General features: G+C 54.9%; 11 protein-coding genes. 8 read left to right on the top strand and 3 right to left on the bottom strand.

What is annotated here, in order from left to right:
• Nucleotides 1–265 precede the first annotated feature (265 nt).
• The 6 genes from J2T37_RS07575 (at nt 266) to J2T37_RS07550 (ending at nt 6,052) form a co-directional block, all read left to right on the top strand.
• Nucleotides 266–964 carry a fumarylacetoacetate hydrolase family protein gene (locus tag J2T37_RS07575; protein WP_253354997.1) on the top strand — a complete coding sequence of 233 codons (699 nt, stop codon included), beginning with the start codon at nt 266–268 and terminating at the stop codon, nt 962–964.
• Between the two features lie 10 nt (nt 965–974).
• On the top strand, nt 975–1,613 hold the full coding sequence (maiA, locus tag J2T37_RS07570) for a maleylacetoacetate isomerase (RefSeq protein ID WP_253354996.1): 639 nt from the start codon (nt 975–977) through the stop codon (nt 1,611–1,613).
• A 99-nt stretch (nt 1,614–1,712) separates the two neighbouring features.
• Nucleotides 1,713–2,828: a 3-hydroxybenzoate 6-monooxygenase gene (locus tag J2T37_RS07565; protein WP_253354995.1), complete on the top strand. Its 1,116-nt coding sequence runs from the start codon at nt 1,713–1,715 to the stop codon at nt 2,826–2,828.
• 329 nt (nt 2,829–3,157) lie between these two features.
• Nucleotides 3,158–4,141: a TRAP transporter substrate-binding protein gene (locus J2T37_RS07560; protein WP_253354994.1), complete on the top strand. Its 984-nt coding sequence runs from the start codon at nt 3,158–3,160 to the stop codon at nt 4,139–4,141.
• A gap of 108 nt (nt 4,142–4,249) precedes the next feature.
• Nucleotides 4,250–4,771, top strand: coding sequence for a TRAP transporter small permease (locus J2T37_RS07555; protein ID WP_253354993.1), 522 nt, complete (start codon nt 4,250–4,252; stop codon nt 4,769–4,771).
• A gap of 3 nt (nt 4,772–4,774) precedes the next feature.
• Entirely contained in the window at nt 4,775–6,052 is a 1,278-nt protein-coding gene (locus J2T37_RS07550) for a TRAP transporter large permease (RefSeq protein WP_253354992.1), read from the top strand.
• Nucleotides 6,053–6,351: 299 nt separating this feature from the next.
• Here J2T37_RS07550 and J2T37_RS11525 read toward each other — a convergent pair whose 3' ends face one another.
• Together J2T37_RS11525 and J2T37_RS07545 are read right to left on the bottom strand one after the other, a co-directional pair.
• Nucleotides 6,352–6,474, bottom strand: coding sequence for a hypothetical protein (locus J2T37_RS11525; RefSeq protein ID WP_301286368.1), 123 nt, complete (start codon nt 6,472–6,474; stop codon nt 6,352–6,354).
• A gap of 687 nt (nt 6,475–7,161) precedes the next feature.
• Nucleotides 7,162–8,286, bottom strand: coding sequence for an AEC family transporter (locus J2T37_RS07545; protein ID WP_253354991.1), 1,125 nt, complete (start codon nt 8,284–8,286; stop codon nt 7,162–7,164).
• Here J2T37_RS07545 and rmuC point away from each other — a divergent pair.
• On the top strand, nt 8,225–9,715 hold the full coding sequence (gene rmuC, locus J2T37_RS07540; protein WP_253354990.1) for a DNA recombination protein RmuC: 1,491 nt from the start codon (nt 8,225–8,227) through the stop codon (nt 9,713–9,715). The two genes, J2T37_RS07545 and rmuC, sit on opposite strands and share 62 nt — an antisense overlap.
• 143 nt (nt 9,716–9,858) lie before the next feature.
• Here rmuC and ppk2 read toward each other — a convergent pair whose 3' ends face one another.
• On the bottom strand, nt 9,859–10,782 hold the full coding sequence (ppk2, locus tag J2T37_RS07535; protein WP_253354989.1) for a polyphosphate kinase 2: 924 nt from the start codon (nt 10,780–10,782) through the stop codon (nt 9,859–9,861).
• 174 nt (nt 10,783–10,956) lie between these two features.
• On the opposite strand from ppk2, the gene J2T37_RS07530 reads away from it, so the two are divergent.
• Nucleotides 10,957–12,741, top strand: a complete 1,785-nt coding sequence (locus J2T37_RS07530) for a bifunctional chorismate-binding protein/class IV aminotransferase (protein WP_253354999.1) — start codon at nt 10,957–10,959, stop codon at nt 12,739–12,741.
• Nucleotides 12,742–12,848: the final 107 nt, after the last annotated feature.

The following is a 12,848-nucleotide window of genomic DNA, read 5'->3' as shown; positions in this document are numbered from 1 at the left end:
ACGGATATGGAGATCCAAGGGTGCATTCTGAGGCAGGCAGCCTGTTTGGTTGCTATGATATATTGATTTCAATATACAAGGGTGTGTGGCGCAAGGTGCGCACGCGGTCTTCCCCAAGCGATGCCGTCTGAAAAAGCAACGATTGGAAAAATGAAATGCGGGAAAACGCGTGACACCCTACACCAAAGTTTTGGAATTTTAGATAACACGGTGGGTTAAAACCCATCCCGCCAAATTGATTCAATCAATCTCGAAAGGAAACGCCATGTCCTACGTTGTTACCCCGCCCGAAGTTACCGCCGTTCCCGTTGCCGGCAGCGATGATCTGTTCCCCGTGCGCCGCGTGTACTGCGTCGGCCGCAACTACGCCGCCCACGCCCGCGAAATGGGTTTCGACCCCGACCGCGAACCGCCGTTTTTCTTCTGCAAACCGACCGACTCCGTCGTGCCGGTGGCCGACGGCGACACCTACGCCTTCCCGTATCCGTCGCAAACCGACAACCTGCATTACGAAGCCGAGCTGGTGGCCTTTATCGGCAAAGCAGGCAAAGACATCAGCGTGGAAAACGCACTTGACCATATCTACGGCTATGCCGTCGGCCTCGACATGACCCGCCGCGATTTGCAGATGAAAATGCGCGAAATGGGTCGTCCGTGGGAAATCGGCAAAGCGTTTGACTACTCCGCCCCCGTCGGCCCGGTACACCCCGCCTCCAAAGTCGGCCACATCGACAGCGGCGCAATCTGGCTGACCGTCAACGGCGCCGACCGCCAACGCAGCGACATTAAAAACCTGATTTGGTCGGTGGCCGAAACCGTGGCCTACCTCTCTACCCTGTTTGCCCTCGAACCCGGCGATGTGATTTTCACCGGCACACCGGAAGGCGTGGGCGCGGTAGTGCGCGGCGACAAAATGGTGGTCGGCGTGGACGGTTTGGGCGAATTGAAAGTGGATGTCGCTTGAGGATCATGCCATGAAACTGTACAGCTTTTTCAACAGTTCCGCTTCCTACCGCGTGCGTATCGCGCTGAACCTGAAAGGTTTGGACGCGGATATCGAAGGCATCAATATCCGCAACGGCAGCCAGTCGGCCGCGCCTTATACTGATGTTAATCCCGTCGGTTTGGTGCCCGCTTTGGACGACGACGGTTTCCAACTGGGTCAGTCGCTGGCGATTATCGACTACCTCGACCGCAAACAGCCCGAGCCGCTGCTGATTCCCGACGAGCCCAAGCTGCGGGCGCGGGTATTGGAGTTCAGCTACCTGATTGCCTGCGAAATCCACCCGCTCAACAACCTGCGCACCCTGCGCTATTTACAAGCCGATTCGGGCTTGAGCGACGCGCAGAAAAACCAATGGTATGCGCATTGGATTGCCGACGGTCTGGCCAAAGCGGAAGAATTGGTCAAACGGCATGGCGGCGGCGATTGGTGTTTCGGCAACCGCCCGACCTTGGCCGACTGCTGCCTGATTCCGCAACTGGCCAACGCCCAGCGCATGAAGTGCGACTTGAGCCCGTATCCGCTCTTGAACGCGATTGCGGATAAAGCGCGGCAACACCCCGCCTTTATCAAAGCGGCGCCGGAAAACCAGCCGGATGTGATTAAGTAACTTTGTAGGGAGGGTTTTAACCCACCCTACACAAAAAACATGATGCCGTCTGAAAACTTCAAACGGCCACCCCAACAAAAACAAGACAGGAGAACCACCATGAACTCAAACAGCAAACCCAAAATCATCGTGATTGGCGGCGGCATCGGCGGCTTGGCCGCCGCATTAGCCGTGGCACGCGAAGGTGCCGAGGTGCTGGTATTGGAACGCGCTGAAAAAATCGGCGAAATCGGCGCAGGCATCCAGCTCGGTGCCAACGCTTTTGCCGCATTGGACGCTTTGGGCGTCGGCGAGGCCGCGCGTTCGCGTGCCGTGTTTACCGACCATCTGCGCCTGATGGACGGCACCAATGCCAAGAGTGTGGTGGAAGTTGATGTCGGCGAAAACTACCGCAAGCGTTTCGGCAACCCGTATGCCGTGATTCACCGCGCCGACATCCACCTGTCGATTTTGGAAGCCGTCCTGCAAAACCCCGACATCAGTTTCCAAGTCAACACCCAAATCGTGGCGGTCGAACAAGATGAAAACAGCGCCACCGCCATCGACAGCAACGGCAACCGCTACACCGCCGACGCCATCATCGGCTGCGACGGCGTGAAATCCGTGGTACGCCAGCAGCTCATCGGCGACGAAGCCAAAGTAACCGGCCATGTGGTGTACCGCGCTGTGGTCGATGCGGACAACATGCCGGAAGATTTGAAACAAAACGCACCCGTGGTATGTGCCGGCCCAAAATGCCACTTGGTGCACTACCCGCTGCGCGGCGGCAAACAATATAACTTGGTCGTCACCTTCCACAGCCGCAACAAAGAAGAATGGGGCGTGACCGACGGCAGCAAAGAAGAAGTGTTGTCTTACTTCCAAGGCGTACACCCGATGCCGTTCCAAATGCTCGACCGCCCGACTTCATGGCGCCGCTGGGCGACTGCCGACCGCGACCCGGTGGAACGCTGGAGCTTCGGCCGCATTACCATCTTGGGCGACGCCGCCCATCCGATGACGCTGTATCTGGCGCAAGGCGCATGTCAGGCGTTGGAAGACGCTGTGGTCCTGGGTTTGGTGTTGCGCAAATACGGCTTTGATTACGATAAAGCCTTCGCCCACTACGACCGCGTGCGCATTCCGCGTACCGCCCGCGTGTTGCACTCCGCCCGCGAAATGGGTCGTGTTTACCATGCCGACGGTGTGGATCGCTTGGTGCGCAACTCGCTGTAGAAAGGCCGCAGCCAAGAGCAGCTGTATGACGGCATGGCTTGGCTGCACGGCTGGACGGCAGAAACCAGCTTGGATGAAGACGAATAAGCCGGTACTGCCGATATAGATATAAGGGTGTGTGGGGCAACCATACACGCGCTTTCCCCAACCTTTTGGATGGTTTGAACAATTCAAAAATTCAGGCTCTGGAATCCGCGTGCAAGCGTTGCGCACACACCCTTTTTGTATCTGTACCTTTTCAGACGGCCTTTTCCCAAGCGCACACCCCAAACACCGCCAGGCCGTCTGAAAACCACAATAAAACAAAAGCAAAACAAAGGAGAAAAGCCATGCGTAATCCCATTCCCCGTTTTACCCGCCTCTTGGCCGCCGCCGCGCTCTGCACCGCCGCGATCGGCGCTCAAGCGCAGGAAGTGTTGAAACTCGGCCATGTCACACCGCCTACCCATGTTTGGCACAAAGTCGCGCTGAAAATCGGTGAAAACCTGAAAAGCAAAAGCGGCGGCGAAATGACCGTTGCCGTCAGCCCCTTGAGCAAACTCGGTTCGGAAGGGCTGATGATGGACATGCTGCGCTCGGGCGCGCTGCCGATGGCGATTTTAACCGTCGGCCCGGTGTCCAACCGCGAACCGGCCTTTATGGGCTGGTCTCTGCCCTATCTCTTCCGCGACGTGCACCATGCCACCGCCGCCGCTTCCACCCACGTCACGCAAGACATGCTCAAAAGTTTGGACAAACACGGCATGGTCGGCATGGGCTACGGCTTTGCCGGTATGCGCCATGTCTTGTCCTCGCGCACAATTTCTTCGCCCGCCGATTTGAAAAACCAAAAAGTGCGCGTGTTCCCCAATCCCGTTTACAAAGACTACTGGCAGGCGCTCGGCACCGCGCCCACGCCGCTGCCGCTCTCCGAAGTCGCCCCCGGCCTGACCACCAATCTCTTAGACGCGGTCGATATCGACTTGGACGCGCTGGTCGGCATGAAATTCCACCAGCAGGCACCGAATTTGGCGCTGACCAACCACATGGCGTTTCCGTCGGTGATTGTGGTGTCCAAACGCTATTGGGACGGCTTGAACGACAAGCAGCGCAAAATGCTGGCCGACTCGATTAAAGAGGCGGAAATCTGGGGCTACACCCAAGCCGTGACCGCCGAAGAAAGCAACCTGCAAACCGTGGTCAAAGACGGCGCGAAACTGCAAAAAGTGGATTTGAAACCGTTTACCGCCATCGGCGAAAAAGTCAGCCAAAGCTATACCGTGCGTTATCCGAAGATTCAGCAGTTTTACCAACAGGCGAAAACTGCGAAGTAACAGATGTAGGGTGGGTTTTAACCCACCACCTGGCAAACGCAGGGAAATGGCGGGTTAAAACCCACCCTACACGATAACAATCCCACACAACAATAAAGGAGAAAAACCATGTCCCTTTCCGTACTCAACCGTCTCGACAAAGGCGTTGCCGCCGGCGAGCAGTGGCTGCTGGTGCTGCTGTGCGCCGCGCTGACGCTGGTGATGATTGCCCAAGTGGTGCTGCGCTATTTCTTCAACGCGCCCTTGTTTTGGGCGGAGGAAATCTGCGCCCAGTTTCTGGCCTTTATCACCGCCTTCGGCCTGTCGTATCTGACCTACACCAAACACCATATCTGCATTGATTTCGTGCTCAATTCCTTGGGCAAAAAAGGCCACACCGCCGTGGCGCTGGTCTTGGACATTCTTTTGCTGGCCGTGATGGCGGCGGTCTGCGCGTATGCGTGGCAGTGGGTATTGCGCCCCGAAGTGCAAACCGAAATCAGCGGTACCACCGGCCTGCCGCGCTGGTACAGCTTTATCGCGCTGCCGCTGGCCTTGAGTTTCTTGTGTTTCCACCAAATCGTGCTGATTGCCAACCGCTGCGCCGGCACATTGTCCGAACCCCTCCATCATGATATGTCGGGAGTGTGAGCCATGTTGACTTTAATCGTATTTTTGGCGTTGTTGTTGATTGGTTTTCCGATTTACGCCGCGATTTTGTGCGCCGCGCTGCTGTTTATCTTTACGGGCGGGCAGGAAATTCTGTTTTCCAGCGTGCCGCTGCAACTCTACAATTCATTGGAAACCGGCAGCTTGCTGGCGATTCCGCTGTTTGTATTGGTCGGCGAAATCATGAACAAGGGCGGCCTGACCCAGCGCCTGATTGCCGTGACCGAATTGTTTGTCGGCCGTTTCAAAGGCGGTCTGGCCTACACCAATCTCGCCACCAACGCGCTGGCGGCATCGATTCTCGGCTCGGCCGTGGCGCAAATCGGCGTGATGAGCCGCGTGATGATTCCGCCGATGGAAAAACAAGGCTACGACAAGGCCTTTGCCAGTGCGGTCACCGTATCGGGCGGCCTGCTCGGGCCGATTTTCCCGCCCTCCATGCTGATGATTATTTACAGCGTGGTGGCAGTGCAGCCGATTATCCCGCTGTTTATCGCGGGGGTAATTCTGGCCACGCTGATTTTCTTCGGCCTGTGCGCGGTGGTATTGGGTTTTTCCCTGTTTACCAAGCAGATTCCGGAAACCTCTTCCCACATCGCGCCGGATCAGCCGATTTCCAAAGTCCTGCTCGACGGCATTCTGCCGGGCTCGATTCCGGTGGTGATTATCGTCGGCATTGCCGCCGGCGTGATGACCCCGACCGAAGCGGGCGCGGTAGCTTCCTTGATTGCGTTTATCCTCTGCCTGATTTACCGCGAAATCAAAATCAGCGATTTGTTTGAGATTTTCCTGTCGGTATGTACCCTCACCGCCACCATCTGCGGCCTGATTGCCACGGCTTCGCTGTTGAGCTGGGCGCTGACCTTCCAAGGCGTGCCCAATCAGATTGTGGCCATGATTACCTCGATGACCACTTCGCCGTTTTGGTTTATGGTGTTGGTGATTGCAGTGTTGATTTTCTTGGGCATGTTTTTGGAGAACATCAGCGCGCTGATTGTCTTGGTGCCGATTCTGATGCCGGTGGTGAAACAGCTCGGCGTTGATCCGGTACAGTTCGGCGTGGTGTGCGCGGTGGCAACGGCCATCGGCGTGCTGACCCCGCCGGTCGGCCTGGGGCTGTTTGTGGTGATGGCGCAGACCAAAGTGAAAATGAGCCCGCTGGTGAAACAGCTCACGCCGTTTCTGATTATGGTCATGGTGATTCTGATTCTGCTCGCCGCCGTGCCCGCGCTTTCCACTTGGTTGCCGAAAATGGTGTTGTAATGCCGTTCCCATTCCTTCCGGGACAATAAGCCCGACAACGGAAAAGGCCGTCTGAATTCAGACGGCCTTTTATGCTTTTTTTATGTTTGTGTTGCGTAATAATCGTAAAATCTTTTCGCGTATGGCTGCTTATTCGGCAGCTTCGGTCATTTGTTGGGCAACGGCAGTTGCGCTGACGGTCAGACCGGACATGCCGATTAAGGAAGCGGCAGCCAATTTCATCAATTGTTTCATAGTAGTAATCTTTCCTGTTGTTCTTGTTTTATGCTTTTTTCTTCAGCTAAACCTGCGGCACGGCCTTATTCAGCGTTGTCCATCATGTATTGCGCCATCATCGCGTTGTGTTGCAGCATAGAGGCAGAAGCGCTCAGGCCGGACATGCCGATCAAAGAAGCAGCAGCATGTTTCATCAATTTTTTCATGATTCTTTCCTTTTGGTGTTTTCCAAATGTGGTTTTGTATTTGAATTATGGGTTACAACGGCTTATTCGGCAGCGTTGGCAATGTTTTGTGCAATCAAAGCAGTAGAGGCGTTCACGCCTGACATACCGATCAGGGAGGCTGCAGCCAGCGTCATCAATTTTTTCATTGTCTTTCCTTTCCATCTTAGGTGTTATTTTCTAACACCTTTCACTGTCGGCACAGCGCTTACCTTGCCGACGGAACGAATCATACTGCTTTATTTGTTAAGATATACAATATTTCAGCAAAGAAAATGCCTAAAAAATCTTGTTAAATAATATAAATTGATAAGAAATATTTTGTTTTGAAAATGACACCGATGTCTGTTTTCATGACACCGATGTCTTGATTACAAGACAATTACACACCGTAAAATTTTAGAGTAAAACCACCAAATTTACCTGTTGCATTTCAGAGACAAATTGATACCAAATTACAAAATATATGATTAATTTCAATAGGATATTTGAATTTTAAACATTGATATAAATCAAATCACCTTTAGCGGAAAATTATTTCTACGATTGCTTTTGGCAATAATTTGGCGGTTTTGGCCGTCAAAAAGGCCGTCTGAAAACGAATATCTGTTTCAATTTCACAGAAATCTGGTTTTCAGACGGCCTTGCCGTGAGAAAAAAGTTCTAAAATTACATCAAACCCAAGCTGCGCAGAATCACAATCCCCACCGCCGCGCTCAAACCCGAGCCGATGGTGGTAATCCCGGCGACATTAGCCGCCATCACATCATTGCCGCCCATCGCTTTGACCATAGGATACGCGGCAGCGGCCAGCGGCGTGGCGGTCATCAAAAACAAAATGCCCAATGCCATGCCCTGCAAGCCGAAGGCCAAGCCGACCAACACGGTCAACACCGGCGCGACAATCAAACGCCCGATACTCGCCAACATCGACAAATCGCCCAATTTGGACAACACTTTGAAATCAAAGGCCGCGCCCGCGCAAATCAGCGCCAGAGGTACCGACAAATCGGCCACATAGTCCACGCCCTTCATCACCGACTGCGGCGGCATAAAGCCGACCAAGCGGCATACCAGCGCCGCCAAAATACCCAGAATCAGCGGATTAACCATGATTTTTTTCAGCGTGCCACGCAGCTTGTCCCACAACGAGCCTTCCTGCCCGCGACTCAAGCTCACCACGCCCAAAATATTAAACAACAACGTAATCGCGCCGGTATAAACCGCACCGGCGGCAATCCCCTGCTGACCGTAGGCATTCAATACATAAGCCAAACCCATCGAACCCAAGTTGCCGCGAAACACGCCCTGCACAAACACGCCCTTATCGCGGATGTCCGGCACGAATTTCCACGCATACACTTCGCCCAACGCATAACACAGCAACACCGACACCGCGCCCGCCAGCAGCATATCCGCCTGCTCGCCCACATGAATATCACTCTGCATTAAATTTGAATACAGCAGGCAGGGAATGCCGAAATAAAACACGATTTTCGAGGCCTGCGCGATAAAATTCGTGTCCGCCATGCCCAGCCGCCGCAGCAATATGCCCATGCCCAGCAGCAACACGCTGGGCAGGGTCACATTCAGCGCAAACCATACCGTATGCAGAAAATCCGCCATTTTGCCCTCCTGTTTAAAACGCCCATCATACTCCTCCTCAAGGCCGTCTGAAAATGCGGCAAACATGATATAGTTGCCTGTTTCCTTTTTCAGACGGCCTTTTGCCATGTCCGCCACCACGCTTTTGATTTTAACCGCCCTCGCCGCCCTGTTTTTCGGCGCACTCATCACTTGGCTGCTCGCCCGCAACGCCGCCCAGTCGCAGCAGTTTCTGCTCAATCACGAGCTGGCCGAGCGCACACAGCAATACCAGTATGCCGCCGAAGCGCAAGCACGTGCCGAGGGCGAGCTGGCCGACTGCCGCCGCCAAATCCAAGATTTGCTGGACGAAGCGCAGGAATCCCATATCCGCTTTGCCGCCGCCTGTCAGCAAATCGAACACTTACAGGAGCGCGAAGCAGAAGCAGGCCGTCTGAAACAGGATTATCAGGAATTGCAGCAAGAAGCGCAGGATTTGCAGGTGCGCAACGAGCGCTTGCACACCCAAATCGAGCAGGAACGCCAAGCCACCGAAGAGAAACTGGCGCTATTGACAGAAGCGCGGCAAAGCCTGAGCGACCAGTTCCAAAACCTCGCCAACACCATTTTGGAAGAAAAAAGCCGCCGCTTTACCGAGCAAAACAAAGAGCACTTGGGGCAGCTTTTGAATCCCCTCAACGAGCGTATCCACGGCTTTTCCGAATTGGTGCAACACACCTACGAAAAAGAATCGCGCGAACGCCTGACGCTGGAAACCGAACTCAAGCGCCTGCAATCCCTAAACAACCAGCTGCACCAAGACGCCAAAGCCCTCACCGACGCGCTTACCGGCACGCAAAACAAGGCGCAGGGCAACTGGGGCGAAATGATTTTAGAAAGCGTCTTAGAACACTCCGGCCTGCAAAAAGGGCGCGAGTATATCGTGCAGGCCGCCGCCACGCGCACGGAAGAAGACGGCAGCACGCGCCGTTTGCAGCCCGACGTATTGGTCAACCTGCCCGACGGCAAGCAGATTGTCATTGACTCGAAAGTATCGCTGACCGCGTATGTGCGCTACACCCAAGCCACCGACGAAACGGAAGCGCAAGCCGCGCTGGACGCACACACCGCCAGCATCCGCGCCCACCTCAAAGGCTTGGCGCAAAAAGACTACACCGATTTGGCCGGCGTCAACACGCTGGATTTCGTATTTATGTTTATCCCGGTCGAACCGGCCTACCTCACCGCGCTGCAACACGACGCCAATCTGTTTCAAGAGTGCTTCGACAAACGCATTATGCTCACCGGCCCGAGCACGCTCTTGGCGACATTGCGCACTGTGGCGCATATTTGGCGCAACAAGCAGCAAAACCAAAACGCGCTGGCGATTGCGGAAGAAGGCGGACGACTGTACGACAAATTTGTCGGCTTCGTCACCACGCTGGAAGGCGTGGGCAAAAATCTGGAGCAGGCGCAAAGCCAGTATCAGACGGCCTACAAACAGCTCACCGAAGGGCGTGGCAATCTGGTCGGACGGGCGGAGAAACTGCGTTTGCTGGGCGTAAAAGCGGGCAAGCAATTGGATAAGAAACTGACCGAAACGGCGCAGGAGACGTTGGGGTTGGAGGGAGAGGCGTAAGTGGCATTTGCTGCCCACCGCTTGACTTGCAAAACAGCAGATTTCCCGCAAAACCGACGTAGGGTGTGCCGCCCTAAAAATACGCGAAGGCCGTCTGAAAATATTTTCAGACGGCCTTTGCCATTTACATCAAAATCTTACGTTTACGCCATATCAATATTGCGTTCCTGATAACGCGTTTTCGGCACCAACACGATTTTCTCATCCACCTTGCCGATGGCGTTTACGTCTTTGCCCGGGTAATCCAACTGGTGCAGGAAATAGCGGATACAGTTGAGACGTGCGCGTTTTTTGTCGTCGGATCGGATAATCGTCCACGGCGCGTCGCCGGTGTGGGTGTGGAAGAACATTGCGTCTTTCGCTTCGGTGTAATCGTCCCAGCGGTCAAGCGACTGGATATCGACAGGCGAGAGTTTCCAGTGTTTCAGCGGGTCGTCGCGGCGCGAGATAAAGCGGCGCAGCTGCTCTTCGCGGGACACGGAAAACCAAAATTTAAACAGATGGATACCGCTGGCCACCAGCATACGCTCGAATTCTGGCGTTTGGCGCATGAAGAGCAAGTATTCGTTAGGTTCGCAAAAGCCCATCACGCGCTCGACACCGGCGCGGTTGTACCAAGAACGGTCGAAAAACACCATTTCGCCCGCCGTCGGCAGGTTTTGCACATAGCGTTGGAAATACCATTGTCCGCGCTCGGTGGCGGTGGGTTTTTCCAAAGCAACCACGCGCGCGCCGCGCGGGTTTAAATGCTCCATAAAGCGCTTAATCGTACCGCCCTTGCCCGCCGCGTCGCGGCCTTCAAACAGGCTGACGATTTTTTGGCCGGAATCTTTCACCCAGCTCTGCACTTTCAGCAATTCGATTTGCAGCTTTTTCTTCTCCGCCTCATAAGTGGAACGGCGCATACGCTGCTTGTAGGGATAACTTTCCGGCAGAGGGGCGCTGTTGGAATTTTCCGGCGTGCCCAGCCCTTTATGCTCCAACACGGCTCTTTCAAATACCTGCAATTTATCCTCTTGGCCGCTGACATCAATGGTTTCAAACGGTTGTAATTGATGGTCTGTCATGGGTAACTCCTGTTCTATTTATCGCGATTTGTCATGGTATGATGATTCTTTAGCATTATTTTACCTGTTTGCGCCACCGCCGTCCTACACTAAATTACACATTTTTATCCGGCTGCGCCGCCCGCTTTTTTACCCTGAAAAATCATGTATAATCAAAATATTTGCAGCACTGCCATGTCTTTCTTCGCCCTGCTCGACGACGCCCTCAGCGGCCAAGCAAAACTGTATCAAAATCACCGACAAACGCATTTTCTCAACGCCGACCGACTCGATACGCTCGATTCCCTGCTGCAACAAGGCTGGGCGCAGGGGCTGCATGCGGTGTTGTGCGCAGACTACGCTTTCGGTGCGCCGCTGTTAAACGTCGCCACCGCCCAAAGCGGACAACTGGCGCTGCACTGGTTTGCCGACTGCCAAAGCGTTGACGCGGCAAGCTGGCTGGCGCAATCTTCAGACGGCCTGCCCGCCGGTATTTCCACACCGCAAAGCAATGTCGCCCAAGCCGACTATCTCGATGCCATCGGCAAAATCCACGCCGCCATCCGTCGCGGCGACACCTACCAAATCAACTACACCACCCGCTTACACCTCAACGCCTACGGCAATCCGATTGATTTGTACCGCCGCCTGCGCCAGCCTGTGCCCTATGCCGCGCTGCTACACCTGCCCGACAACGAAGGTGGCGATACGTGGACATTGTGTTTCTCGCCCGAACTCTTCCTCAACATTCATTCAGACGGCCTCATCACCACCGAACCGATGAAAGGCACGGCGCCGATTCTCAATGACGGCCAAGACGAGCAACGCGCGTGCGAATTGCAGGCCGACCCGAAAAACCGCGCCGAAAACGTGATGATTGTGGATTTATTGCGCAACGATTTGGGCAAAATCGCGCAAACGGGCAAAGTGCGCGTGCCCGAGCCGTTTAAGGTGTCGCGCTTCGGCAGCGTGTGGCAGATGACCAGCGCGATTGAGGCGCAAACGAAGCCTAATGTGACCGCCGCCGATGTGTTCCGCGCCGCCTTCCCCTGCGGCTCGATTACCGGCGCGCCCAAGCGCATGAGCATGCAGATTATTGAAGATTTGGAAATCGCGCCGCGCGGCCTCTATACCGGCAGTATCGGCTTTCTCAATCCGTGCGACAGCGGTTTGGGCTTTGAAGGCGTGTTGAACGTGGTTATCCGTACCCTTCAGCTTGCGCCGCTTTCAGACGGCCTCTATCGCGGCGAATACGGCGTCGGCTCGGGCATTGTGATTGACAGCGATGCGCAGGCGGAATATGAAGAATGCGGCTGGAAAGCGCGTTTTCTCAGCAGCCTGCGCCCCGATTTCGGCGTGTTTGAAACCATGCGTATTGAAAGCAAGCGCTGCGCCTTGTGGGACTTGCACTCAGGCCGTCTGAAAAACGCCGCCCTTGCCTTCAATCTGGTTCTGCCCGATGATTTTGCCGCGCAGATTCAAGATTATATCCGTGCCATGCCGCCGGCCTTATGCCGTCTGAAAGTCCTGTTAAATTCAGACGGCCTGCATTTTAGCCATGCCGAAATTAATGAATTGCAAGGCGTTCAGCGCGTGACGGTTTCGCCGCACACGCTGCCTGCGCATGACTACCTGCGCCGTTTCAAAACCGACCGCCGCGAAATCTTGGATAAAGTGTGGCGCGAAGCCGAAGCGCAAGGCGCGTTTGACGGTTTGCTATTCAATTCAGACGGCCTGCTGCTGGAAGGCGGGCGCAGCAATGTGTTTGTGAACATCGACGGACAATGGCACACGCCCGCCTTGGATTTGGATATTCTCAACGGCGTCATGCGGCAGGCGGTCTTGGCCGACCCGCAACGCTATTTGGGCGCGGGCAGCGTGCGCGAGAGCCGGATAACGCGGGAAATGCTTGCCCAAGCGCAGGAAATCCGTTTAAGCAACGCCCTGCGCGGCGTGTTTCGTTTGGATTTGCTTGGTTAGCAGCCAAGCCGAAATAATATGGTGTAGGTTGGGTTATCAGCCCGACAACCTGCATGACCGTTGGGATTTCATCCCAACCTACGCAGCGTTTGATTCCAACCCGCCCA

Source organism: Neisseria perflava (assembly GCF_024170405.1).
Lineage (GTDB): Bacteria > Pseudomonadota > Gammaproteobacteria > Burkholderiales > Neisseriaceae > Neisseria > Neisseria perflava_B.
The sequence above is the reverse complement of the archived record's forward strand: the minus strand, read 5'-3'. Positions and strand labels throughout refer to the sequence as shown.

Coding starts and splice junctions, on each gene's coding strand:
- J2T37_RS07565 (WP_253354995.1), top strand. CDS start 1,713: ATGAACTCAAACAGCAAACCCAAAATCATCGTGATTGGCGGCGGCATC.
- rmuC (WP_253354990.1), top strand. CDS start 8,225: ATGTCCGCCACCACGCTTTTGATTTTAACCGCCCTCGCCGCCCTGTTT.
- J2T37_RS07550 (WP_253354992.1), top strand. CDS start 4,775: ATGTTGACTTTAATCGTATTTTTGGCGTTGTTGTTGATTGGTTTTCCG.
- J2T37_RS07575 (WP_253354997.1), top strand. CDS start 266: ATGTCCTACGTTGTTACCCCGCCCGAAGTTACCGCCGTTCCCGTTGCC.
- J2T37_RS07555 (WP_253354993.1), top strand. CDS start 4,250: ATGTCCCTTTCCGTACTCAACCGTCTCGACAAAGGCGTTGCCGCCGGC.
- J2T37_RS07530 (WP_253354999.1), top strand. CDS start 10,957: ATGTCTTTCTTCGCCCTGCTCGACGACGCCCTCAGCGGCCAAGCAAAA.
- J2T37_RS07545 (WP_253354991.1), bottom strand. CDS start 8,286: ATGAGTGCGCCGAAAAACAGGGCGGCGAGGGCGGTTAAAATCAAAAGC.
- J2T37_RS07560 (WP_253354994.1), top strand. CDS start 3,158: ATGCGTAATCCCATTCCCCGTTTTACCCGCCTCTTGGCCGCCGCCGCG.
- maiA (WP_253354996.1), top strand. CDS start 975: ATGAAACTGTACAGCTTTTTCAACAGTTCCGCTTCCTACCGCGTGCGT.
- J2T37_RS11525 (WP_301286368.1), bottom strand. CDS start 6,474: ATGAAAAAATTGATGAAACATGCTGCTGCTTCTTTGATCGGCATGTCC.
- ppk2 (WP_253354989.1), bottom strand. CDS start 10,782: ATGACAGACCATCAATTACAACCGTTTGAAACCATTGATGTCAGCGGC.